This is a genomic window from Pseudomonas sp. GW821-FHT01D09 (assembly GCF_059422465.1).
Genome location: NZ_JBWKWY010000010.1, coordinates 41,638 through 66,155, shown reverse-complemented (window position 1 = coordinate 66,155; position 24,518 = coordinate 41,638). Strand labels below are relative to the sequence as shown.

The following is a 24,518-nucleotide window of genomic DNA, read 5'->3' as shown; positions in this document are numbered from 1 at the left end:
CCCACCATCTTGCGCTACTTGTGCCAAAGCTGCCTAATGGCGCACCCGGCAGGACTCGAACCTGCGACCATCCGCTTAGAAGGCGGATGCTCTATCCAGCTGAGCTACGGGCGCCTGATTAATCTGTACTCTTGGAGGACTACAAACTAAATGCTTCCAGCCTTACACAATAAAACAGCCATTGCGCTCGACCTTCTTAACCAGTGCTAGGCTGTGCCCGACAAGTGCGACGAATAGTATAGACGCCCCCAGGGGCCGTCAAATCTTTTTTGAAAAAAATTCATTTTATTTAAGGGGTTAGGGGAATTTACAGACCAAGCGCCTTTGCCCTCACGTCCTGGCGTGCGAGAATGCGCGCACTTTTCCTCCCCCTCTCGATGGTTAATCACGCGTAATGACTGCACAACTTATCGACGGCAAATCAATCGCCGCCAGCCTGCGCCAGCAGATCGCCAAACGTGTCGCCGAGCGTCGCAAGCTTGGGCTGCGCACGCCGGGGCTCGCGGTGATCCTGGTCGGCAGCGATCCCGCCTCCCAGGTTTATGTCTCGCACAAGCGTAAAGACTGTGAAGAGGTCGGCTTTATTTCCAAGGCCTACGACTTGCCTTGCGACACCACCCAACAGGCCCTGACCGACCTGATCGACGGCCTCAACGACGACCCGAACATCGACGGCATCCTCCTGCAATTGCCACTGCCGGAGCATCTGGATGCCTCCCTGCTGCTGGAGCGTATCCGCCCCGACAAAGACGTCGACGGTTTCCACCCTTACAACGTCGGTCGCCTGGCCCAGCGCATTCCCCTGCTACGCCCCTGCACACCGAAGGGCATCATGACCCTGCTGGAAAGCACCGGCGTGAACCTGTACGGCCTGGATGCCGTGGTCGTGGGCGCGTCCAACATTGTTGGCCGTCCGATGGCCATGGAGTTGCTGTTGGCCGGCTGCACCGTGACCGTCACCCACCGCTTCACCCATGACCTGGCGGGCCACGTTGGCCGTGCCGACCTGGTAGTAGTCGCCGCCGGCAAGCCGGGCCTGGTCAAGGGCGAGTGGATCAAGGAAGGCGCGATCGTGATCGATGTCGGTATCAACCGTCAGGACGACGGCAAATTGGTCGGCGACGTAGTGTACGAAACCGCCCTGCCCCGTGCTGGCTGGATTACCCCGGTGCCGGGTGGCGTAGGCCCGATGACCCGTGCCTGCCTGCTGGAAAATACGCTGTACGCGGCTGAAACCCTGCATAGCTGAGACCTTAGGGCGCAATGCTGCTCGCTTAAGTCTTCGAGATTACGCCGGGGCTTCCAAGAAATCCGCAGCCAGATCTCTGGCTGCGGATTTTTTAGGCCTGTTCAATGGCATCTGTTCAAGCCTGGTGACGTACACCCACCTTGGCCGTCACAGCCAAGCAATACTGCGCTTTTCCGAAAATGAAGCCCCCATACCCTATAGTGGTTAGCGTCATACTTCCTCCTCAAGGCCTACCACAAGCAGGCACAGGCCATGTCAGACCTTGAAGCGCGCCACTAAGCGATTCAGTTCAATCGCCAGGCCGGCCATCTCACCACAAGCGCTGGCGGTCTGACTGGCGCCCGCCGAGCTCTGGACTGATAGTTCGCGGATACTGGTCAGGTTTTGATCGGCCTCGCGGGCCACCTGTGCCTGCTCTTCCGAGGCGGTGGCGATCAACAGGTTGCGCTCGTTTATCTGGGTGATGGCCTCGGCGATCTGCTTAAGCGACAGGTCGGCGCTCTGCGCCACGGAGATTGAGCTGCTGGCCATCTGAGCACTGACGCTCATGGCACTCACTGCGTGGGTCGAATCGCTCTGAATCGCGCTGATCATCTGTTCGATTTCCTGGGTCGACTGCTGGGTGCGGTGGGCCAGGGCCCGCACTTCATCAGCAACCACCGCAAACCCACGACCTTGCTCGCCAGCGCGGGCGGCTTCAATGGCCGCGTTCAGCGCCAGCAGGTTGGTCTGCTCGGCAATCGCGCGAATGACCTCGACCACCTTGCTGATGTCCTGGGCCCTGCCGGACAAGGCCTTGACTTGATCCCCAGTACTCGCCACGTTGCTGGCCAGACTTTCGATGGCTTTGAGGGTCTGCGCCACGTTCTCGATACCCGAGTGGGTGAATGCCATGGACTCTCGCGAAGATTGGGCGGCGGCTTCGGCGTTGCGTGCCACCTCGTCCACCGCAGCGCTCATTTCGGTCACCGCGGTGGCGGCCTGATTGACTTCATCGTTCTGCCGCACCAGCCCACGGCTGGCGTCTTCGGTCACAGCGGTCATTTCTTCAGAGGCCGACGCCAGTTGGGTGGCAGAGTCGGCGATACTGGCGATGGTTTCCCGCAGGTTGCTCTGCATCTTCGCCAAGGCAGCCAGCAGGCGGCCGGCTTCATCGCGACCACTGACCCCAATCTCCCGGGACAGGTCGCTACCGGCAATGCGCTCGGCCACGGCCAGGGCATCGCTGATAGGCGAGGTAATGCTACGGGTCAACACCGTAGCCAGTACTACGGTGAGCATTACGGTCACCACCAGCAGGCCAATCACCAACGTTACGCCGTTGCTGTAGATCGAGGCGGCATCCAGGCCTGCACGCTTCGCACCCTCCTCGTTAAAGGCCGAGAGTTTGTCCATCTTTTCCTGCAGGGCGTTGGTCATCGGGCTGATGCGGGTATTGATCAGGCCAATGGCTGCGGCGTTGTCGCCACTTCGCAGCAACGGTTCCAGCTCATCCACTAGCTTGAAATACTGCTGCACATCGGTGGCCACCGCCTGGTAGAGCTCACGCTCTGCCGGCCCGGTAATCAAGGGGACGTAATTGCTGATGGTGCCCTGTAGCGTACTACGGTAGCCACCCAACGAAGCGATGCGCGTTTGGCGCACTTGCTCGTCGGTAGTCACAGTGATGCGGATGCTTTCAAGACGCAGGCGCAAGACACCTGCCTGCATCTTGCCGATCTCGCGGATGCTCGCCATCCAATTAGTTTCGACATCCTGCTCCGCGTCTCGAAGCTTGTCCATTTGCATCAAGGCGACAAGGCCCAGAGCAAAAACCACCAGGACAATGAGCGAGAAGAAGATGGCAGACCTTGGAGCAAGGTTTATAGTCCTGACGTTCATTTTTTATCTCTCTTAGAAAGGTCGGTACGTCACTGCTGTCATTCCAGGCTATCGACCAAGATGCCCGAAGCTGTAAGCAACCCAACAATTTGGTTAGCGCAGCCTCTAGCAAGGCATCGTCAATACCTGCCCTCTTCATCTGCAACACACTTGTTTACGCCTACGCTACTCAGCGCCCCACCACCTTGGGTCGGATACCGCCCGAAAATGGGCGCAGCCTCGGCAACGTGCATCAGTAAAGTTGAACAACGCCGCTGCCGCCTTGATTTTTTCTGACGTGAGAACCTGAAATCCACAAGCGGGACCAGCAAGCCTGAATAATTGATATCATTTAGATATCAATCTAGTTCAGGCACTGTCATAAAACCGTTCCGCTGGCGTGTTTTTTTTAGCCCCGCTCGATAGCAGGTGTGATGGACGACACCGTAGCGCTACACCCATCATCGCCTTACAGCCTTTATTTAAAGGCTCTCTATCGCTTTCTGATCCATACTCCTAAAATGTAACGTCATTTTTCATAAAACCGGTCGCCCCTGGTATTTTTCTATCTTTTAGCGAGTTCATCCGCGTGAAAATTCATCTCTCTCTTGTCAGCCTGTTCTTCGCATTCGCAGGCACTGTCGCCAACGCCAGCGAAACCACCCTGGCCCCACGGGACACCTCGCAACTGCACATCGCCTCGGGCAGCGCGATGCTGGTCGACCTGCAAACCAACAAGGTGATCTACGCCAGCAACCCCGACGTGGTGGTGCCGATTGCCTCCGTCACCAAGTTGATGACCGGTATGGTGGTGCTGGACGCCAAGCAGAATATGGATGAGTACATCTCCATCAACATCAGTGACACCCCGGAAATGAAAGGGGTGTTCTCGCGGGTCAAACTCAACAGTGAGATGCCGCGCAAGGAGATGTTGCTGATCACCCTGATGTCCTCGGAAAACCGTGCCGCCGCCAGCCTGGCCCACCATTATCCGGGCGGCTATGCGGCGTTTATTGCTGCGATGAACGCCAAGGCCAAGGCCCTGGGCATGACCAGCACCCGCTATGTCGAACCCACCGGCCTGTCGATCCATAACGTGTCCACCGCCCGTGACTTGAGCAAGCTGGTGCAGGCCGCACGCAAGTACCCAATGCTCACGCAATTGAGCACCACCAAGGAAAAAACCGTGTCGTTCCGCAAGCCCAGCTACACCCTGGGTTTTTCCAACACCGATCACCTGGTCAACCGGGCCAATTGGGATATCAAGCTGACCAAGACCGGTTTCACCAACCAGGCCGGCCACTGCCTGGTGCTGGTGACCAGCATGGGCAATCGCCCGGTGTCGTTGGTGATCCTCGATGCCTTCGGCAAGTTCACGCACTTTGCCGATGCCAGCCGCATTCGCAAGTGGATTGAAACCGGCAAGAGCGGCTCGGTGCCGGACGTGGCCCTGCAATACAAGGCTGACAAGAACCTCAAGGCCCGCCAGACCGGGGTCGCCCAGTCGCGCTAAGACACCACTGACCGGCACAAAAAACGGCGCTCTCGGGCGCCGTTTGCATTAGGGCTGCTTCGGCCTTTCGGCCATCACTTTGAGCGCCTGGGCCGCCGCTTGCTCCTGGCCGGCCTGGGCCGTTGCGTTGGCCGCCTGCTGCCAGCGCGCCGCATCCAGGTTGGCCGGCAACTGGCTTGGCCGCTGGACCAGCACCGCCCATTGCCCGGCGCTTTTCCAGGCGGACGCGAAGTCGCTGAACGCCACGGCGCGGCGCCGGTCCCTGGCCACTCGCAACACCACTGTACTGTTCTGCTGGTTAAAGCCCACCAGCACCGCATAGCGCGGTTCGGCCCAGAGCGTCGAGCCTTCGGTAATCCGCAACATCACCGGGTACCCCGCCGCCACCTGCGCCAACAGCGCGGTCAGCTTGGCATCCAGCGGATACACCAGCATCCCGTACTCCCGCGCCAGTGCCTGCATATTGCGCTCAAGGTCGGCTTCCCCGCCCGGCAGGCGCAATGGCTTATCCAGCAAGCCCGGTGTAATCACAATGCCTTGTTGCGACAGCATGCTGGCCAGGGCTGCCGGCCCCCCCTGGTAGGTGTCACCGCGAAACGCCGGCACGCCGTTGAGCTCTACCCGCTCGGGCAAGCCTTGGATTTTCGAGGATGTGGGGTGCCCTGCACACGCGGCCAATCCGAGGATGCACGCTGCCGCCAGCAAGGATTTTTTGAGGTTCGACCGTAAACGCAACTTCTTCACTCTCTTGATCATCTGCGGGCTGGGGCGTTGATCATAGGGCGCTCGCGGACGCGGGTATAGCCTTGGGCCGCAGTAAAAAACCCGGTATAGAGCAAACAAGTTGGACATACACGACCATTGGTCAATAGCACGCAGCCGCTTGGCGGTTAGACTGTCCATTGCAAAGACCGTATGTGCCCTGCACAGGGCAAAGGAGGCACTTATGAGCCTGACAACCACGATTTTCCTGCTGGTACTTGGCTGGCTGACCGTCGCCAGCGCCATGTTGTGGGGGGTGCTGCGTGTGACCCGCCGCCGCCATCCACCGCCCAAGGCCGCGACGCGCGCCAAGGCCCGCAAGCCGGTCGCGCATCACGCCTAAGCCACTCCAGGAGCCGGCAACCTGGCGCCTACCGATCTAGGCCGCAGGCTTACGGGCCACGGCCGCCGACGCCGCCACCATCGCCCGCAGCAGCACCGCGCAGCCCGCCGCCAGGTCATCCGGGGCGGCGTTTTCGATTTCGTTATGGCTGATCCCGCCGTCACAGGGCACGAATATCATGCCCGCCGGCCCCAGCTCGGCGACGAAAATGGCGTCGTGCCCGGCACCACTGACGATATCCATGTTCGACAACCCCAAGCCATTGGCCGCCTCGCGCACGGCATCGACACAGCCCTTGTCGAAATACAGCGGCGGGAAATCGGCGGTAGGCACCATCTCGAAGGTCAACCCGTGCTTGGCGCAGGTCTCGTCAATCACCTGGCGCACCTGGGCAATCATCGAATCCAGGCGTGCCGGCTCCAGGTGGCGAAAATCCAGGGTCATGCGCACTTCACCGGGGATCACATTGCGCGAGCCGGGGTAGGCTTGCAGGCACCCCACCGTGCCACAGGCATGGGGCTGATGGCCCAGTGCAGCGGCGTTGACCGCGGCAACCACCGCCGAGGCGCCCACCAGGGCGTCCTTGCGCAGGTGCATCGGGGTCGGGCCGGCATGGGCCTCGACGCCGCGCAGGGTCAGGTCGAACCATTTCTGGCCGAGGGCCCCCAGCACCACACCGATGGTTTTGCGTTCATCTTCAAGGATCGGACCTTGCTCGATATGCGCTTCAAAGTAAGCCCCGACCGGATGCCCACTGACCGGCCGGGTGCCCGCATAGCCAATCGCCTTCAGCGCAGCGCCCACCGTGACACCCTCGGCGTCGGTCTTGGCCAGGGTGTCTTCCAGGGTGAATTTCTCGGCGAACACCCCGGAGCCCATCATGCACGGCGGGAAGCGCGAGCCTTCCTCGTTGGTCCACACCACCACCTCCAGCGGCGCTTCGGTCTGCACGTTCAGATCATTAAGGGTGCGCAGCACTTCCACCCCCGCCAACACCCCGAAGCAGCCATCGAACTTGCCGCCCGTGGGCTGGGTATCGATATGGCTGCCGGTCATCACCGGCGGCAATGCCGGATTACGCCCCGGGCGACGGGCGAAGATATTGCCCACGCCATCGATGGTCACCGTGCACCCCGCCGCCTCGCACCACTGCACAAACAGATCGCGGGCCTGGCGATCCAGGTCAGTCAGGGCCAGGCGGCACACCCCGCCCTTGGGCGTCGCGCCAAGCTGGGCGAGGTCCATCAACGACTGCCACAGGCGGTCGCGGTTGATGTGCAGATGGGTGGATTGCAGAACGTCGATGGCAGCGTTCATAGGGATCTCCTCAGGCAGTTTTCTTATGATTGACGCGGTCCAAATGTGGGAGCGGGCTTGCCCGCGATGGCGATGTGTCAGTCACCGTAGATGCCGCCTGAAAGACCGCTATCGCGGGCAAGCCCGCTCCCACATTTGATTGCATTCCACATCGCTTACAGGGATGTCTTGGCAGCGACAGGGCTGGTTTTGCGTTTGGCGCACAGCCCGTAATACAACACCCCGCCCAGCGCCGAGCCGGTGAACCAGCCATAGCTATAGAACCAACTGAACGCATCGCTGCCCAGCGACAGCAAAGTCAGCACCACCGGCACACCAAACGCGATAAACCCCGCCGTATTCCACGCCGGGTACACGTCATCACGGTACAACCCCGCCAGGTCCAGTTGCTGGCGGCGGATCAGGAAGTAGTCCACCACCATGATCCCGGCAATCGGCCCCAACAGGCTCGAATAGCCGAGCAACCAGTTGGAATACACGGTCTCCAGGCTGACATCGGACACGATCAAGCCGAGTTTTTTCAGCAACTCGTGGGCCATCAGCGCCAGCCCCACCAGGCCGGTGAGCACCACGGCGGTGGTGCGGTTGATCAGCTTGGGCGCAATGTTCTGGAAGTCATTGGTGGGCGAGACAATATTCGCCGCCGTGTTGGTCGACAGCGTGGCAATGATGATCAACGCCATTGCCACCGCCACCCACACCGGGCTCTGGATATGCCCGATCAGGGTCACCGGGTCGGAGACGCTGACCCCCACCAGTTTCACCGAGGCGGCGGTCATGATCACGCCCAAGGCGGCGAACAGGAACATGGTCAGCGGCAGGCCGAAAATCTGCCCCAGGATCTGGTCTTTCTGGCTTTTGGCATAACGGCTGAAATCGGGAATATTCAGGGACAAGGTGGCCCAGAAACCGACCATCGCGGTCAGCCCGGCCATAAAGTAGCCTGTCAGGCTCGCGCCTTCGGGACGTTTGGGGGGGATCGCCATCAATTCACTGAGCGACACATTGGGCAACGCCCACACCAGCAAGCCGATGCCCACCGCCACCAGCAGCGGTGCCGACAGGGTTTCCAGCCATTTGATCGACTCGGCGCCGCGCAGCACCACCCACAGGTTCAACACCCAGAAGATCATGAAGCCGATCACCTCGCCGGTGCCGCCCAGGCTCTTCCAGCCCTCGAAAATCGAGCCGAGGAACAGGTGGATCGCCAGCCCGCCGAACATCGTCTGGATCCCGAACCAACCGCAGGCCACCAGGGCGCGGATCAGGCACGGCACATTGGAGCCGAGAATGCCGAAGGACGAGCGCAGCAGCACCGGGAACGGAATACCGTACTTGGTGCCGGGAAACGCGTTGAGCGTCAGGGGGATGAGTACCACGATATTGGCCAGCAGGATTGCCACCAATGCCTCGCCCACCGACAAGCCGAAGTACGCGGTGAGCACCCCGCCCAGGGTGTAGGTCGGCACGCAGATCGACATGCCGACCCACAGTGCGGTGATGTGCCACTTGTTCCAGGTTCGTTCGTGCACCTTGGTCGGCGCCATGTCGTGGTTGTAACGGGGGCTGTCGAGCACGTCGCTGCCGGCGTCGAGTTCATACAGGCCGTCGCGTTCGATGACTTGCGATCTGTTCTGTTGCATGGCTGCTCCACGGTTTTTTTCGAATTATTGTTGCTCATCCAGCGCTCAACGCTGGATGGCCGCAGTCCCGCATGGACAACATGACATCACGGACCCGGCCCACCGGCAGCGCACTCAATTACCGTGCCGTAGACCGTCAACCCATCCGTACCGCTTATATAACCAACTGATGTTTATCAGCTTTATTTACAACACCGAAAAGTCCCACGTCACTTTCAACGTTACTCAGGCCAAATAACGCAGAAGTTGTCCGAACAATCAGGACTCAATCTGGTGCAACACAATTATTTTTATTACGGCCTCCCGTCAAGAGGCAACTCTCAAGCGTCTGATTTGCAATAGAAAATGTTGCTCATATTGGGAACCTGTCAAGTGCGTCAAAAGGGTGAGGGGCCGCTACATTTTGGTGATATTTAATTTTTATCATTAAAAATCAATAACTTAATATAAATTTAAGCTTATAAAAAATAATCTTGATCATTCCAAAGACTCGGGCTAGTTTCTATTCCTGTCACCCGTGACAAGAATAGACCTTGCACTGTGAGCAGCACTACAACACTTAGAACTGGCATAAGCCGGTCAAGCCTCTGAGGAACTCGGCATGTCTCTGTTGATCCGTGGCGCCACCGTTGTTACCCATGATGAAAGTTATACCGCCGATGTAGTGTGCGCAGACGGTCTAATCCGCGCCATTGGCACTGGCCTGGATATTCCCGCCGGCACCGAGATACTCGATGGCAGCGGCCAATACCTGATGCCCGGCGGCATCGACCCCCATACCCATATGCAACTGCCCTTCATGGGCACCGTGGCCAGCGAGGACTTTTTCAGCGGTACGGCAGCAGGCCTGGCGGGCGGGACCACGTCGATCATCGACTTCGTGATTCCCAACCCGCAGCAGTCGTTGCTGGAGGCCTTCCACCAGTGGCGCGGCTGGGCCGAGAAGTCGGCGGCCGACTATGGGTTTCATGTGGCGATTACCTGGTGGAGCGAACAGGTGCGCGAGGAAATGGCCGAGCTGGTGAGCCACCACGGCATCAACAGCTTCAAGCATTTCATGGCCTACAAGAACGCGATCATGGCCGCCGACGACACCCTGGTCGCCAGCTTCGAGCGCTGCCTGGAACTGGGCGCGGTGCCCACCGTGCATGCGGAGAATGGCGAGCTGGTGTATCACCTGCAACGCAAGCTGATGGCCCAGGGCATCACCGGGCCCGAGGCCCACCCGCTGTCCCGGCCTTCGCAAGTGGAAGGCGAAGCCGCCAGCCGTGCAATCCGCATCGCCGAAACCCTCGGCACGCCGCTGTACCTGGTGCACGTTTCGACCCAGGAAGCCCTCGACGAAATCACCTATGCCCGCGCCAAGGGCCAGGCGGTCTATGGCGAAGTCCTGGCCGGGCACCTGCTGCTGGACGACAGCGTGTACCAGCACCCCGACTGGCAAACCGCAGCGGGCTACGTGATGAGCCCGCCCTTCCGCCCCCGCGGGCATCAAGACGCACTGTGGCGTGGCCTGCAAGCGGGCAACCTGCACACCACCGCCACCGACCACTGCTGCTTCTGTGCCGACCAAAAGGCTGCCGGGCGTGACGACTTCAGCAAGATCCCCAACGGCACCGCCGGCATCGAAGACCGCATGGCGTTGCTGTGGGACGAAGGGGTCAACACCGGGCGCCTGTCGATGCAGGAATTTGTCGCACTGACCTCCACCAACACCGCGAAGATCTTCAACCTCTACCCGCGCAAGGGTGCGATCCGCGTCGGTGCCGATGCCGACCTGGTGCTGTGGGATCCCCAGGGTACGCGGACCATCTCGGCCAAGACCCACCACCAGCAGGTGGACTTCAACATCTTTGAAGGCAAGACCGTACGCGGCGTGCCCAGCCATACCATCAGCCAGGGCCGGCTGGTGTGGGTCGATGGCGATTTGCGCGCCGAGCGCGGTGCCGGGCGCTATGTCGAGCGGCCGGCGTATCCGCCGGTGTTCGAGCAGTTGCGCAAGCGGGCCGAGCATTCCAGGCCAGTCGCGGTAAACCGCTGACATAGCCAATCGCAGGCAAGCCAGCTCCCACCCATTGAGATGTGAACCCGATCAAATGTGGGAGCGGGCTTGCCCGCGATGAAGCCCGCACAGGCAACAAAAAACCAATGCCCGCCAGAGGCAAAAAAACCGTGAGGCCATTACCGTGATCCAGACCCTGAACCACCTCCCCCACCCCGACGAAGACGGGGCGACCCTCGCCAGCCATTTCACCGACCTGGCACCGCCCCTCAATGCCCGCCAGGCCCACCTGGAAGCCTCGCGCTGCCTGTATTGCTACGACGCGCCGTGCGTCAACGCGTGCCCCAGCGAAATCGACATCCCGTCGTTTATCCGCAATATCCACACCGACAACGTCCAGGGCGCGGCGCAGAAAATCCTCTCGGCCAATATCCTCGGCGGCAGCTGTGCCCGGGTCTGTCCGACCGAAATCCTCTGCCAGCAGGCCTGTGTACGCAACCACAGCGAAGAATGCGCCCCGGTGCTGATCGGCCTGTTGCAACGCTATGCCATCGACAACGCGCACTTCGAGCAACACCCGTTCCAGCGCGCCGCCGCGACCGGCAAGCGTATCGCGGTGGTCGGCGCCGGGCCTGCGGGTTTGTCCTGCGCCCATCGCAGTGCCTTGCATGGGCATGACGTGGTGATTTTCGAGGCCCGGGAAAAGGCCGGCGGCCTCAATGAATACGGGATCGCCAAATACAAACTGGTGGATGACTTCGCCCAGCAGGAGTTGGACTTCCTGCTGCAGATCGGCGGCATCGAAATCCGCCACGGCCAGCGCCTGGGCGACAACCTGAGCCTGAGCGACCTGCACCAGCAATTCGACGCGGTGTTCCTCGGCCTGGGCCTGGCCGCCAGCAAACACCTGGGCCTGCCCCACGAGGACGCGCCCGGCCTGCTCGCCGCCACCGACTACATCCGCGAACTGCGCCAGGCCGACGACCTCAGCCAACTGCCCCTGGCCGACCGCTGCATCGTGCTCGGTGCTGGCAACACCGCCATCGACATGGCCGTGCAAATGGCGCGCCTGGGCGCACGCGATGTCAACCTGGTCTACCGCCGCGGGCTTGCCGACATGGGCGCCACTGGCCATGAGCAAGATATCGCCAAAGCCAACCAGGTCCGCCTGCTGACCTGGGCCCAACCCGACACTGTGCTGCTGGACGACCTGGGCCAGGTACGCGGCATGCGCTTTGCCCGCACACGCCTGGAAAATGGCCGCCTACACACCACCGGCGACACCTTCGAGCTGGCGGCGGATGCGATCTTCAAGGCCATCGGCCAAGGCTTCGACGAGCAGGCCTTGCACGACCCCCTGGCCCAGCAACTGCAACGCCAGGGCGAGCGGATCTTTGTCGATGCACAGCTGCAAACCAGCATCCCCGGTGTGTATGCCGGTGGCGATTGCGTCAGCCTCGGGCAAGACCTCACCGTCCAGGCCGTGCAGCACGGCAAGCTGGCCGCCGAGGCCATGCACGCTCAACTCATGCTCACTGTGGAGGCTGCGTAAATGGCCGATCTATCGATTGTGTTCGCCGGCATCAAAGCCCCCAATCCGTTCTGGCTGGCCTCCGCGCCCCCTACCGACAAGGCCTACAACGTGGTGCGCGCCTTTGAAGCCGGCTGGGGCGGCGTGGTCTGGAAAACCCTGGGCGAGGACCCGGCGGCAGTCAACGTCTCGTCCCGCTATTCGGCGCACTTTGGCGCCAACCGCGAAGTACTGGGTATCAACAATATCGAACTGATCACCGACCGCTCCCTGGAAATCAACCTGCAAGAAATCACCCAGGTGAAAAAGGACTGGCCGGACCGCGCCCTGATCGTGTCGCTGATGGTGCCGTGCGTCGAAGAGTCCTGGAAAAACATCCTGCCACGGGTGGAAGCCACCGGTTGCGACGGCATCGAACTGAACTTCGGTTGCCCCCACGGCATGCCGGAACGGGGCATGGGCGCGGCGGTGGGCCAGGTGCCGGAATACGTCGAACAGGTGACGCGCTGGTGCAAGACCTATTGCTCGCTGCCGGTGATCGTCAAGCTCACGCCCAATATCACCGATATCCGCGTGGCCGCCCGTGCCGCCTATCGCGGCGGGGCTGACGCGGTGTCGCTGATCAACACCATCAACTCCATCACCAGCGTCGATCTGGAGCGCATGGTCGCCCTGCCGATCGTCGGCACCCAGAGCACCCACGGCGGCTACTGCGGCTCGGCGGTCAAGCCGATTGCCTTGAACATGGTGGCTGAAATCGCCCGCGATCCCCAGACCCAGGGCCTGCCGATCTGCGGGATCGGCGGCATCGGCAACTGGCGCGATGCCGCAGAGTTCGTCGCCCTGGGCTGCGGCGCGGTGCAGGTGTGCACGGCGGCGATGTTGCATGGTTTTCGTATCGTCGACGAGATGAAGGATGGTTTGTCACGGTGGATGGACAGCCAGGGCTACAAGAGCCTGCAGGACTTTTCCGGGCGCGCGGTGGGCAACACCACAGACTGGAAATACCTGGACATCAACTACCAGGTGATCGCCAAGATTGACCAGGCGGCGTGCATCGGCTGCGGGCGCTGCCATATTGCCTGCGAAGACACCTCGCACCAGGCCATTGCCAGCCTCAAGCAGGCCGATGGGACCCACGTGTATCAAGTGATCGACGACGAATGCGTGGGCTGCAACCTGTGCCAGATCACCTGCCCGGTGGCGGACTGCATCGAGATGGTGCCGATGGACACCGGCAAGCCGTTTTTGAACTGGACCCAGGATCCACGCAACCCCTACCGAGAGGCGGTGTAGCCTTTTAAATCGCTATCGCAGGCAAGCCAGCTCCCACATTTGATCGGGTTCACACAATCAAAATGTGGGAGCTGGCTTGCCTGCGATGAAGCCCTCAACCGCACCACAATCTCAGGGCTCCAACCCGATCCCCCGCAAAATCACACTAGTCACCGTCTGCACCGCCCGCTCGAACTGCATGTCCGACAGGGCCTGATGGTCATTGAGGATCATCACCTGGTGATCGAAGTCGGCATAGTGCTGGGTCGAGGCCCAGATCATATACAGCAGGCTCGACGGCTCCACCGCCAGGATGCGTTTGTCTTCCACCCACTGGCGGATCTTCGCTTCCTTCATCTTGGCCCAGTCGTACAGGCTCGCATCCAGCGCTTCGCCAAGGGTGGGCGCGCCGTGGATGATTTCATTGGCCCAGACTTTCGAGCCATAGGGGCGGCTGCGCGAGTGCTGCATCTTCGCCCGGATATAGCTGCTGAGGACCACCCGCGGGTCATCGAACATCTCGAAGCACAGGGCGTCCTGCTTCCATACTTCCAGCAGGTCGAACAACACTGCGCTGTACAACTCGCTCTTGGTGCTGAAGTAGTAATGCAGGTTGGAGCGCGGCAGTTGCGCCTGTTCGGCAATGTCAGCCATGGCGGTGCTGCCATAGCCCTTTTCGGCGAAGACCTTTTCAGCCGCCAGCAGAATTTTTTCGACGTTGACCCGACGGATACCGATCTTGTGATTGCCCATAGGGGCTCCCTGACAACGACATGCCTGGAAGACTACCATCCGCTCTAGATCGGGGCGACAGCCTAAGTAGAAACTTCGTACACTGCCCGCTCTTCCCATTAAGAGGTAGTGCACGATGTTGATCAAGAAGACGCTGACGACAGTGACCTTGCTGGCCTCGCTGCTGGGCGCTTCGGCAGCCTTTGCCCACACCCACCTGAAAACCACCACACCGGCGGCCGACAGCACCGTCGCCGCTCCCGCGGATCTGCGCCTGGTGTTCTCCGAAGGCGTCGAAGCTACCTTCACCAAGGTGTCCCTGAGCAAGGACGGCACTGAAGTGGCGATCAAGGGCCTGGAAACCCCGGACAAAGACAAGAAAACCCTGGTGGTGACCCCCGCCGCGCCGTTGGCTGCCGGCACCTATAAGGTCGAGTGGCACGCCGTTTCGGTCGATACCCACAAGAGCGCAGGCAGCTATAGCTTCAAGGTCGGCCAATAATCCATGGCCACCCTGCTGGTGCTGTGCCGTTTCCTGCACTTCATGGCAGTGCTGCTGATGTTCGGGGCCTGTGTGTTGCGCCCCTTGCTCCTGGGCCGCAAACCCCAGCCGACACTGGACCGGCGACTAGCGCGCCTCACCGGGGTACTGGCCTGGCTGGCCCTGGGAACCGGTGTGGTGTGGTTGCTGCTGGTCAGTGCCGCCATGGCCGGCGGCGAACTGCTGGCGCTGGACCTGGCAACCGTGCAATTGGTACTGGGCAAGACCTTCTTCGGCCAGGTCTGGAGCGCGCACTTGCTCGTCAATAGCGTGTTGGTGCTGGGCCTGCTGATGCGCTGGAACCGTGCGCGCCTGCCCCTGACGGCGCTGCTCCTGGCGACCCTCGCCCCCGTGGGCCACGGCGCCATGCTTGATGGCCTGGGCGGGCAATTGCTGATCCTCAACCAGGCCGTACACCTGCTCTGCGTCGGTGCGTGGCTCGGCGGGCTGCTGCTGTTGATCTTGATCCTGCGCCATGCGCAACAGGTGCCCCTGGAAGACATGCTGCGACGCTTCAGCGGCGTCGGCTACGGGCTGGTCGCCGGTTTGCTGGTCAGCGGGCTGATCAATATCCGTGTGCTGACCGGGCAATTCTGGCCGACCCCACTGTTCAGCGGGTTTGCCTTGATCCTGTTGATCAAGGTGCTGCTGGTGGCGGGGATGTTGGGCCTGGCATTGCTCAACCGGCTACGGATCAAGGGTTGCCAGCAGCGAGTAGGCCAGTTGCAGGCCAGCGTGTTGCTGGAATGGCTGTTGGGCGCGGCGGCCGTGGCGGCCGTTTCCCTGTTGGGCACCCTGCCACCGATGCTGTAGGAGCGCTTGCGCCCTCCTACAAGGGGCGCGATCCCTCTCAGGGCGGGCTGTTTTTCAGGCGCCCCGCCGTGTCGATACTCACCACCACCGACAGCCCCGGGCGCAAACGTTCGCCCTGTTCCTGATCCGGGTCCACCGTGATCCGCACCGGCACCCGCTGGGCGATCTTGACGAAGTTGCCGGTGGCGTTGTCCGCCTGCAACAGGCTGAACTCAGAACCGGTAGCCGGCGAAATACGCTGCACCGTGCCATGAAACTGGCGGTGGTCCAGGGCATCGACGGTAAAGGTCACCGGCTGGCCCACCTGCACATGGTCCATCTGGGTTTCTTTCATATTGGCGATCACCCACAGCTGGTTCGGCACCAACGCCATCAACTGTGCACCGGAGTTGACATAAGCCCCCAGGCGCACGCCGATCTGCCCCAACTGGCCGTCCCGGGGAGCCAGGACGCGGGTGTTCGACAGGTCGATCCGCGCCAGCTCCACCGCCGCCTCGGCGCTGGCGACCGCGGCTTCCAGGGAACCGCGATTGACGATCACCGTCTGCAGGTCCTGGCGCGCGATCTCCAGGCTGGCCTGGGCCTGGGCCACGGCGGCGAGGGTCTGCGCATTGGCAGCACGGGTCACGTCCAATTCGCGGCGCGACACCGAGCCGTCGCTGATCAGTTCTTCATTGCGGCGCAGGTCGGCGGTGCTTTTGCGCGCCTGGGCCTGGCTATCGAGCAGGGCGGCCTGGCGCAGCTTGATGGTCGCCTCGGCGCTGTTGCGTTGTTGCACCACGTTGGCCAGGGCGGCCTGCTGTACCGCCCGTTGCGCCAGGGCCTGGTCCAGGCGCTGTTTGTAGATGCGGTCATCGAGGCGCACCAGCAAATCCCCGGCCTTGACGTGCTGGAAGTCCTGCACCGGCACCTCGAACACATAACCGCCCAGTTGCGGGCTGATGATCGTCACCTGCCCGCGCACCAGGGCGTTCTCGGTGGTTTCCACAGCGCTGCTGAACGGCGGCAATTGCCAGGCATACAACACGATCAATACGCCGACGATGGCAATGGCGGCAAAGCCCAGGGACGAGATGATGCGCACCCCCAGGGAGCGCGGCTCGGTGGCCATGGCCCCGGGCGGCGTGCTGCCTTCCGGGGTGGCGGCAATGGCGTTGGTGGTCGTGGTGCTAACCGCAGGTTCTGTCATGAAGGAAGTGCGCCGCTAGGTTGAACGGAAGGCGCTGCACGGGCGGCAGCTTTCTGGGTGGTGCTCATCAGCCACAGGCTCCGGGTAAAAATCCACAGCATGGTCAATATCGCGATGATCGCGATCAGCATGAACACGTCGTTATAGGCCATGACATTGGCTTCGCGGGTGGCCGCCGTGGCCAGGCTGCGAATGCCCATCAGGTTGTGCAACTGCGGGTCGGCGATCACCGAGCCATAGGCCGAGCCACCGCTTTGTACCCGGGCGGCGACACGCGGATCAAGCAGGGTCAGGTGTTCGACGATCATGCTCGAATGGAATTTCTCCCGCACCACCTGGAAGGTGCCGAGCAAGGCCGAACCCAGCAGCCCGCCGAGGCTCTGGCAGATCCCGAACAACACCGAAAAACTCACCAGGTTGCGGGGGTTGCTCAGCACATTGCGCATGCCCAGCACCATGGTCGGGCCGAGGAAGAAGGTCCCGCCAAACCCCAGCAGAAACTGGCTCAGGTACATGTTCTGCGGCCGCGTCAGGTTGCTGGAGAAACTGTCCATCACCGAGCCTGTGGCCATCAAGGCCAGGGAAATCACCAGGGGCATCAGCAAGTGCGCCGGGTTGATGGTCAAGGCGCTGGTGACCAGGCCGCTGATCGCCCCCAGCAGCATCACCAGGTACAGGGTGCGCATCTGCTCGCTGCTCATATTCAGCGCCTGCAGAAAACCCACCGCGCCGGTGGACTGCTCGGACAGCACCATGCGGATCAGGATCACCGCCAGGGCCAGGCGAATCATCACCCCGCCGCCCAGCCAGCGGGTCATCAACAACGGGTTGCTGCGGTTATGCTCGATGGCCAGCCCGGCCATGATCAGCACCAGGGAGCAGGCCGAGGCCACGCCAATCCACGGTGCTTCCAGCCACCAGTCGATGCGCCCCAGGGACAGCACCGCGCAGAGCAACGCCACGCCCGAGGCAAGCAGGGCGAAGGTCAGGAAGTCGAGTTTTTCAAAGGTCCTGAAGCGGTCGCCCGGTGGCAACTTGAGCAGGCACACACAGCCCAGGCAGGTCAGCGCCATGCCCAGCTCGAACAGGTACAGGCCGCGCCACTCGGCAATTTGCAGCAGGTCCTCGGAAAACAGCCGCGCCATCGGCAGGGCCAGTTGCGCGGTGCCCAGGCCCAGTACCAGGGCCTTGAGCCGCCACTTTGCCGGGAACGCCTGGACCATGTAGTACAAACCCAGGGAACTGAGGGCCGCGCCCACCATGCCGTGGGCCGCACGCACGGCAATCGCCGAGCTGAGGTCATTGACGAACAGATGGCCGAAAGTCACCAGGGCATAGAGCACCAGGAACACTTCGGTAAACGCGCGCAGGCCGAACTGCTGGCGGAACTTCACCAGCAGCAGGTTCATCGACACGTTGGTCATAACATAGGCGGCGGGCAGCCAGGCCATTTCAGCGGTGGTCGCACCCAACGCCCCTTGCAGGTACGGCAAGTTGGCGATCACCAGCGCATTGCCCAGGCCCCCGGTAATAGCCACCAGCACACCAACCAGGGCAAAGGCCCAGCGTTTGAGCGTGGGGTGATGGGGCGTCGAGGGCGACCCCGGCAAGCTCGGACGCTCGTGGGGTTGCCAGGTGTGCGGGGTGTATTTATCCATTCGTGACCTTGATGACCGACGCACGAGGCCGGTAAAACCCTGACTCAGAGCTTAGTAAACCTGAGCAGGGTTCATCTTGTCATCTTTGTGGGGGCTTTAGATCCAGCCCAGCCAGCTCCAGTAGGTGGCGGCAAATACCAGCATCAACAGGTAGCCAATCAAGGTCACCAACAAGCCCACCTTGGCAAACTGGCGCGCGGTAAAGGTGCCGGTGCCCAGGCACACCATGTTTTGCGGGGCGTTGATCGGCAGGATAAAGCCATAGCTGACCACAAACCCGAGCAACATGGTCATGCCGAGCCGGCTGAAGTCCCCCGGCAGGGTTTGCAGTACGGCAATCAGGATCGGCAGCAACGCCGAGGTCAACGCGGTGGCACTGGCAAAACCCAGGTGGATCACAATCAGGAATGCACCCAGGATCGCAAACACCCCCAGCGGCCCCAGTTGATCCAGGCCGGTATGCGCCACCACCTGCGCGCCCAGCCATTGCCCGGCCTGGGTGGTGAGCAGTGCCGTACCGAGGCTGATGCCCACGCCGAACACAATCACCGTGCCCCAGGGGATGCGCGACTGCACGTCCTTCCAAGTCATCACGCCGATGCCCGGCAGCAGCAGGAACACCAGGCCGGCATAGGTGGTGGAGGTGGTATCGAAGCTGTGCAGGCGCCCTTCCGTGGCCCAGGCCAGCAGCAGCAATACCGAGACCGTCAGCAAGCGCTTCTGCGGCCCGGTCATGGGGCCGATCTCCACCAGGGACTGCGCCACCGCCTCCTTGCCACCGGGAATGCTATTGCTTTCCGGGGGCAACAATTTGAGCACCAGCAACAGCAATACCGCCGACATGATCAACGCCCACGGCGCTCCGGCGATCAACCAGTCGATCCACGACACGCGCTGGCCGAGCATCTTGTCCATAAAGCCGACCGTCAGCAGGTTCTGCGCCGCAGCGGTCTGGATCCCGACGTTCCAGATACTGGTGCCCTGGGCAACGACGATCATGATCCCGGCAGCGATATTGGAGCGTTTGTCCACGCCAAACGCGGCAATCACCCCCATCATGATCGGCACTACGCAAGCACTGCGCGCGGTGGCGCTGGGCACTACCAGGCTGAGCAGGATGGTCACCGCAATTGCCCCCACCAGGATCCCGCGGGTGCTGGTGCCAACCCGGGTCAGAGTGACCAAGGCAATGCGCCGGTCCAGGCCGGTGTGGGTCATGGCGGCGGCGATAAACAACGCACCGGCCACCAGGGCCAGGGCCGGGTTGGCAAACCCGGTGAGCGCCATGCTGATGGCCGGGCTGGAGCCGATCAGGTGCGTCGGGTCCTGCAAGGACGGCGCGGTGCCCAGCAAAAAGGCCATCAACGAGGTAATCATGATCGCACTGGCTTCGTAGGACACCGCTTCGGTGATCCACACCACCACGGCAAACGCGAGGATCGCCAGCATCCGCTGGCCGGCCACCGGCAAATCGGCGGGCAGCGGCAACAGCAGCACGCCGACCATCACCAGCACGGCGATCACCAGGCCCATGGGCAACTTGAAGGAAACAGCAGGTGTTGCGGGGGCACTCATGGAAATCTCCGGCGGCCATGACAATCAAGGCCTGGAGCATGAGGCAAAGCGTCGCGGCGGGTCTTGACAGGTATCAAGGCGTGGGCAGTTTTGCCCTGCCGGCAAGCCTGCCCACATTTGGAGCGTATTAAACGCTGCCTAGGGGCTAGAAGGCGTTGAACAACATCCCCCCGGCCACCACGAGACACAGGCTGGCAAAGCCGATTTGCAAGGCCCGCGCCGGGACCCGCGAGCCCAGGCGCCGCCCGGCCAGCATGCCGACGATACTGGCGCCGATAAACACCCAGCCCAGGGTGTCGATCACCACCCCGGCATGGAACGCGCCGACCACGCCAATCAGCGAGATCAGGCTGATCACCATCAATGAGGTGGCGACGATCCCGCGCATCTGCACATCGGTCAGTTGCTTGAACGCCGGCACGATCAGAAAGCCGCCGCCCACGCCCAGCAGGCCCGAGACCGCGCCGGTCACCGCGCCCAGGGCAGCCAGGGTCGCGGTGCATTTGGCGGTCCAGGAAAAACGCCCGGTCTGCTGATCGAGCATGCAGTTCTTCTGCCCCCAGGACGCGGCACCGTGGTCGCTGGGGCCGGCCTCGACCTTCTCGCGCCGCAGCATGCGCCAGGCCACCAGCACCATCAGCGCGCTGAACAGGCCCATCAGGATCTTGTCCGGCAACTGATGGGCAAAAAACACCCCCAGGGGCGAAAACAGCGCGCCGAGCAAGGCAATCAGCAAGGCCGCACGATACCGCACCAGGCCATGGCGCAAACCATCCAACGCCCCCACCGCCGCCGCCGCCCCCACCGCAAACAGTGACACCGGCGCCGCTTCGGTCATGGTCAAGCCCAGCCCCAGCACCAACGCCGGCACCCCCAGAATCCCGCCCCCGGCCCCAGTCAGGCCCATGACCAACCCCATCATCACACCCAAGAAACTAGCCAGCAGCATAGGGGTCTCTCACTCCACCTTGGCCAGGCGGGTCAGCCATTCGCGGCCCTTGAGCATGCCGTTCCAGTAGAACCATGGCAGCAGGGTCGCCTTCAAAAACCATGCCGAACGCCGCGCCACGGTGGGGTCCAGGGGGAAAGTCGGCAACAGCCGGCCGCCATAACCGAACTCGGCCAGCACCACCTTGCCGCGCTCCACGGTCAGCGGGCAGGAGCCATAGCCGTCGTACTTGAGCGGCAGCGGCGCCTGTTTGCGCAGGGCCAGCAGGTTCTCGGCCACCACCACGATTTGCTTGCGCACCGCCGCCGCTGTCTTGGCATTACTGGTGGAACACACATCGCCCAGGGCGAAGATCTGCGGGTAGCGCACGTGTTGCAGGCTATGGGGGTCGATCTCGCACCAGCCGGCTGCATCGGCCAGCGGGCTGTGGCGGATAAAGTCCGGGGCCACTTGCGGCGGCACGACGTGCAGCAGGTCAAAGGATTTTTCCTCGATGCGGACCGTGCCCTCGGCGTCCTTGACCTCGAACCAGGCCTTGCGCGCCGGGCCATCGACCTTGATCAGGTTGGAATTGAAGGCCAACTGCGCGCCGTATTTCTCGACATAGTTCATCAGCGGCGGCACAAAGGTCGCCACGCCAAACAGCGCGGCACCGGCCAGGTTGAATTCGACGTCGATACTGTTCAGGTCACCCTGCCTGAGCCAATGATCGCAAGACAGGTACAGGGCCTTTTGCGGCGCCCCCGCGCATTTGATCGGCATGGCCGGCTGGGTGAAAATCGCCTTGCCGCCCTTGAGCTGTTGCACCAGTTGCCAAGTGTAGGGCGCGTGCTGGTAGCTGTAGTTGGAGGTGACGCCGTTGTGGCCCAGGGTCTGCTCCAGGCCTTCGATTTTTTCCCAGGCCAGGCGCAGGCCGGGGCACACGATAAGGTTGTTCCAGGTCACGCGCTGGCCGCTGTCGAGCACCAGGGTCTGTTCGTCGGGCAGCAACTGGCTGACCGCCGCCTGCACCCAGGTCACGCCATCGGGCAGCACCTGGGCCATGGGCCGCATGGTCTTGCGAATGTCATGGGCGCCGCCGCCCACCAGGGTCCAGGCGGGTTGGTAGTAGTGTTCGGCGTTGGGTTCGATCAGGGTGATATTCAGGTGCGGGTCGCGCTTGAGCAGGCTGGCCAGCAGGCCGATGCCTGCCGAGCCGCCGCCGATGACCACGATGTCGCCACTGATGGTCGGTCCCCAGTGTTGGTCGTTCATAGTCCGGGCCTTTCTTAGGTTGACAATGCACACAAGGGTCGTTGCCGCGTGGCGTCACGCCCCGTTCGTAAGCGATTCTTTGCCTCGGATCGCTCGTTTCACTTAAGCTCGCAAGCCTATGTGGAAATCACTTTGAATGTAAGCTGCTATTAGCTACCCAGGACACTGTCATGCCCGCGTTGATTCAATCTTTTCTGGACGAGGCGTCGTCAACCTACACCTACGTCGTCTATGAAACGGACGGCAGCCCCTGTGCCATCGTGGATTCAGTGCTCAACTATGACCCGGCCTCGGGGCGTACCGACACGGCCCAGGCCGACCAGGTGATTGCCTTCGTCCGTGAGCACGACCTGCAGGTGCAATGGCTGCTGGAAACCCACGCCCACGCCGATCACCTGTCCGCCGCGCCCTATCTGCGCCGCACGTTGGGCGGCAAGATCGCCATCGGCCAGTCCATCAGCCAGGTGCAGGACGTGTTCAAGAACCTGTTCAACCTGGAGCCGGCGTTCCGCGCCGACGGCTCGCAGTTCGACCACCTGTTCGCCCCCAACGAGGTGTTCCATATCGGCCAGCTCAAGGCCCAGGCCCTGCACGTGCCCGGCCACACGCCGGCGGACATGGCCTACCTGGTCGACGACCAGTTGATCCTGGTAGGCGACACCCTGTTCATGCCCGACGTCGGCACCGCCCGCTGTGACTTCCCCGGCGGCGATGCGCGGCAGTTGTATGCCTCGATGCGCAAGTTGCTGGCCTTCCCCGCCGACACCCGGCTGTATGTATGCCACGACTATCCGCCCGAAGGCCGCGAGGCCAAATGCCTGACCAGTGTCGCGGAACAACGCGCAGGCAATATCCATGTGCATGACGGGGTGGATGAGGCTGCGTTTGTGCAGATGCGCACGAAGCGGGACGCCGGGCTGGGAATGCCGACGCTGTTGCTGCCGGCGATCCAGGTGAATGTGCGGGCCGGGCATCTGCCCCCGGCAGAAGACAATGGCGTGGTGTATTTGAAGATACCGCTCAACCAACTATGACCTGCTACGCCGGGCTTCAACTGAAGTAGGAGCCCTTGGGCTCGGGCAAGCCCGACCACAGTTCGTCGATCTGCTTGAAGCCCCAATCCTCGACATTCTCGCGGCCGACAATCTTGTCGCGCCGGTCGGCCAGGTTCACCACGGCCTGAACAATGGGCAACCGGGAACGCGCCGAAAAGAACACTTTGACCACCGGGGTGAGCAACGATTTCTGGTTTTGCTCGATCACCACACCGATACGCCCGCTCTCCAGGCGCACCAGGGCGCCAACCGGGTAGATCCCAACGCACCGGACAAACGCCTGGAACACCCGCTCATCAAAATGACCTTTCCACTCGGCCATTTTCTGGATGGCATCGGCCGGCCCCCAGCCCTGTTTATAGGGGCGCTCTGAAGTCACCGCGTCGTACACATCACACACCGCGCCCATTTTTGCAAACAGGCTGATCTGGTCCTGGCGCAGGCCGTGGGGATAGCCCTCGCCGTTGCACTTTTCATGATGATGCAGGCACACATCCAGCACCATGTCGCTGATATGCGCACTGTTGCGCAACAGGTTCACCCCCTCCTGCGGGTGGCTGCGCACAATGTCGAACTCGGCCTCCGTGAGTTTGCCGGTTTTACTTAAAATGCTCTCCGGGATGACCATTTTCCCGACATCGTGGAACAACCCTGCTAGCCCTGCTTCCTGGACCAACTCTGGCGTCAGCCCCAACTGCCGGGCCAGTGCGATCATCAAGCCACTGACCGCCACCGAATGCATGTAGGTGTATTCATCGGCCTGCTTCAAGCGGGCCAGGCTGATCAGGGCATGGGGGTGGCGCATGATCGATTGGGAGATTTCCTCGACCACGCTGGCCACGCGAGTCGGTTCGATCGCCCCGCCCATACGCAAGTCACTGAACATTTCAACCACGGCCCCCTTGGCCACGGCACACACCTTGGCAGCGCGCACCACCTCAGCCTTCATGTCGGCACGCGGGGGCACCGCAGAGCGTGTTGGCATAGCGGTTTTAGGCACAACCGCAGGCGAATCCGGCTGTTCGCCCGACGGTACGTCAGCCCCCTTCGCGGTATTGATCCAGACGTTCTGGACCCGTGACTGCCGCAAACGCTGCAGGTCTTGCGGTCGGGTCAGCAAAAAACTGCTTTTCCAAAAACCATGGTCGGTCCAGGCGCCCTCCATTTTATGGACATACATGCCCAGCCTGACTTGCGAAGCAGGAATGCGTTTCAACATAAGCCTTCCACCACCGATCAGAAGCAAACAACCCGCTG

The 24,518-nt window shown here is 61.9% G+C and carries 20 protein-coding genes and 1 tRNA gene; 9 read left to right on the top strand and 12 right to left on the bottom strand.

The window, feature by feature from the left end; genetic code table 11:
* Positions 1 to 37: 37 nt before the first annotated feature.
* Positions 38 to 114, bottom strand: a tRNA-Arg gene (locus AC07W7_RS12235).
* A gap of 280 nt (positions 115 to 394) precedes the next feature.
* On the opposite strand from AC07W7_RS12235, the gene folD reads away from it, so the two are divergent.
* The gene (gene folD, locus AC07W7_RS12230; protein WP_099169015.1) at positions 395 to 1,249 is read left to right on the top strand and encodes a bifunctional methylenetetrahydrofolate dehydrogenase/methenyltetrahydrofolate cyclohydrolase FolD; all 855 of its coding nucleotides are present in this window, start codon (positions 395 to 397) and stop codon (positions 1,247 to 1,249) included.
* 255 nt (positions 1,250 to 1,504) lie between these two features.
* Here the strand turns inward: folD and AC07W7_RS12225 are convergent, their stop codons facing one another.
* Positions 1,505 to 3,130: a methyl-accepting chemotaxis protein gene (locus AC07W7_RS12225; protein ID WP_495039385.1), complete on the bottom strand. Its 1,626-nt coding sequence runs from the start codon at positions 3,128 to 3,130 to the stop codon at positions 1,505 to 1,507.
* A 568-nt stretch (positions 3,131 to 3,698) separates the two neighbouring features.
* On the opposite strand from AC07W7_RS12225, the gene pbpG reads away from it, so the two are divergent.
* On the top strand, positions 3,699 to 4,622 hold the full coding sequence (gene pbpG / locus AC07W7_RS12220; protein ID WP_076962622.1) for a D-alanyl-D-alanine endopeptidase: 924 nt from the start codon (positions 3,699 to 3,701) through the stop codon (positions 4,620 to 4,622).
* Between the two features lie 48 nt (positions 4,623 to 4,670).
* Here the strand turns inward: pbpG and AC07W7_RS12215 are convergent, their stop codons facing one another.
* Positions 4,671 to 5,357, bottom strand: coding sequence for a hypothetical protein (locus AC07W7_RS12215; protein WP_076962661.1), 687 nt, complete (start codon positions 5,355 to 5,357; stop codon positions 4,671 to 4,673).
* Positions 5,358 to 5,568: 211 nt separating this feature from the next.
* Between AC07W7_RS12215 and AC07W7_RS12210 the strand changes: the two genes are divergently transcribed.
* The gene (locus AC07W7_RS12210) at positions 5,569 to 5,727 is read left to right on the top strand and encodes a hypothetical protein (protein ID WP_162843712.1); all 159 of its coding nucleotides are present in this window, start codon (positions 5,569 to 5,571) and stop codon (positions 5,725 to 5,727) included.
* Positions 5,728 to 5,763: 36 nt separating this feature from the next.
* Here the strand turns inward: AC07W7_RS12210 and AC07W7_RS12205 are convergent, their stop codons facing one another.
* Positions 5,764 to 7,044 (bottom strand): Zn-dependent hydrolase, encoded by a 1,281-nt coding sequence (locus tag AC07W7_RS12205; protein WP_495039384.1) that lies wholly within the window; start codon positions 7,042 to 7,044, stop codon positions 5,764 to 5,766.
* Positions 7,045 to 7,199: 155 nt separating this feature from the next.
* Positions 7,200 to 8,687, bottom strand: coding sequence for an NCS1 family nucleobase:cation symporter-1 (locus AC07W7_RS12200; RefSeq protein ID WP_076962620.1), 1,488 nt, complete (start codon positions 8,685 to 8,687; stop codon positions 7,200 to 7,202).
* 601 nt (positions 8,688 to 9,288) lie between these two features.
* Between AC07W7_RS12200 and hydA the strand changes: the two genes are divergently transcribed.
* The 3 genes from hydA to preA all read left to right on the top strand — a co-directional run bounded on the left by hydA (position 9,289) and on the right by preA (position 13,516).
* A complete protein-coding gene (gene hydA / locus AC07W7_RS12195) occupies positions 9,289 to 10,728 on the top strand; it encodes a dihydropyrimidinase (protein WP_076962619.1) in 1,440 nt (479 codons plus the stop codon).
* A gap of 145 nt (positions 10,729 to 10,873) precedes the next feature.
* Entirely contained in the window at positions 10,874 to 12,241 is a 1,368-nt protein-coding gene (locus AC07W7_RS12190) for an NAD(P)-dependent oxidoreductase (RefSeq protein WP_495039383.1), read from the top strand.
* Positions 12,242 to 13,516, top strand: a complete 1,275-nt coding sequence (gene preA / locus AC07W7_RS12185; RefSeq protein WP_169867258.1) for an NAD-dependent dihydropyrimidine dehydrogenase subunit PreA — start codon at positions 12,242 to 12,244, stop codon at positions 13,514 to 13,516.
* 111 nt (positions 13,517 to 13,627) lie between these two features.
* Here the strand turns inward: preA and AC07W7_RS12180 are convergent, their stop codons facing one another.
* Positions 13,628 to 14,248, bottom strand: a complete 621-nt coding sequence (locus AC07W7_RS12180; RefSeq protein WP_029298440.1) for a TetR/AcrR family transcriptional regulator — start codon at positions 14,246 to 14,248, stop codon at positions 13,628 to 13,630.
* A 115-nt stretch (positions 14,249 to 14,363) separates the two neighbouring features.
* Between AC07W7_RS12180 and copC the strand changes: the two genes are divergently transcribed.
* Together copC and copD are read left to right on the top strand one after the other, a co-directional pair.
* Positions 14,364 to 14,729 carry a copper homeostasis periplasmic binding protein CopC gene (gene copC / locus AC07W7_RS12175; RefSeq protein ID WP_076962616.1) on the top strand — a complete coding sequence of 122 codons (366 nt, stop codon included), beginning with the start codon at positions 14,364 to 14,366 and terminating at the stop codon, positions 14,727 to 14,729.
* A gap of 3 nt (positions 14,730 to 14,732) precedes the next feature.
* Positions 14,733 to 15,581, top strand: a complete 849-nt coding sequence (gene copD / locus AC07W7_RS12170) for a copper homeostasis membrane protein CopD (RefSeq protein WP_495039382.1) — start codon at positions 14,733 to 14,735, stop codon at positions 15,579 to 15,581.
* 37 nt (positions 15,582 to 15,618) lie between these two features.
* On the opposite strand, the gene AC07W7_RS12165 is transcribed toward copD, so the two are convergent.
* The 5 genes from AC07W7_RS12165 to AC07W7_RS12145 form a co-directional block, all read right to left on the bottom strand.
* Positions 15,619 to 16,770, bottom strand: coding sequence for an HlyD family secretion protein (locus tag AC07W7_RS12165; protein WP_169901312.1), 1,152 nt, complete (start codon positions 16,768 to 16,770; stop codon positions 15,619 to 15,621).
* Complete coding sequence (locus AC07W7_RS12160; protein ID WP_076962613.1) at positions 16,767 to 18,428, bottom strand: MFS transporter; 1,662 nt, start codon at positions 18,426 to 18,428, stop codon at positions 16,767 to 16,769. The genes AC07W7_RS12165 and AC07W7_RS12160 overlap by 4 nt, the downstream gene beginning before the upstream one ends.
* Before the next feature lie 96 nt (positions 18,429 to 18,524).
* Positions 18,525 to 20,003, bottom strand: coding sequence for a DASS family sodium-coupled anion symporter (locus AC07W7_RS12155; protein ID WP_099168167.1), 1,479 nt, complete (start codon positions 20,001 to 20,003; stop codon positions 18,525 to 18,527).
* Positions 20,004 to 20,148: 145 nt separating this feature from the next.
* Positions 20,149 to 20,952: a sulfite exporter TauE/SafE family protein gene (locus AC07W7_RS12150; RefSeq protein ID WP_495039381.1), complete on the bottom strand. Its 804-nt coding sequence runs from the start codon at positions 20,950 to 20,952 to the stop codon at positions 20,149 to 20,151.
* Positions 20,953 to 20,961: 9 nt separating this feature from the next.
* Complete coding sequence (locus AC07W7_RS12145; protein ID WP_076962610.1) at positions 20,962 to 22,206, bottom strand: NAD(P)/FAD-dependent oxidoreductase; 1,245 nt, start codon at positions 22,204 to 22,206, stop codon at positions 20,962 to 20,964.
* 170 nt (positions 22,207 to 22,376) lie between these two features.
* On the opposite strand from AC07W7_RS12145, the gene AC07W7_RS12140 reads away from it, so the two are divergent.
* Positions 22,377 to 23,240 carry an MBL fold metallo-hydrolase gene (locus AC07W7_RS12140; protein ID WP_495039380.1) on the top strand — a complete coding sequence of 288 codons (864 nt, stop codon included), beginning with the start codon at positions 22,377 to 22,379 and terminating at the stop codon, positions 23,238 to 23,240.
* Between the two features lie 16 nt (positions 23,241 to 23,256).
* On the opposite strand, the gene AC07W7_RS12135 is transcribed toward AC07W7_RS12140, so the two are convergent.
* Positions 23,257 to 24,480, bottom strand: a complete 1,224-nt coding sequence (locus AC07W7_RS12135) for a cyclic di-GMP phosphodiesterase (RefSeq protein WP_495039379.1) — start codon at positions 24,478 to 24,480, stop codon at positions 23,257 to 23,259.
* Between the last annotated feature and the right edge of the window lie 38 nt (positions 24,481 to 24,518).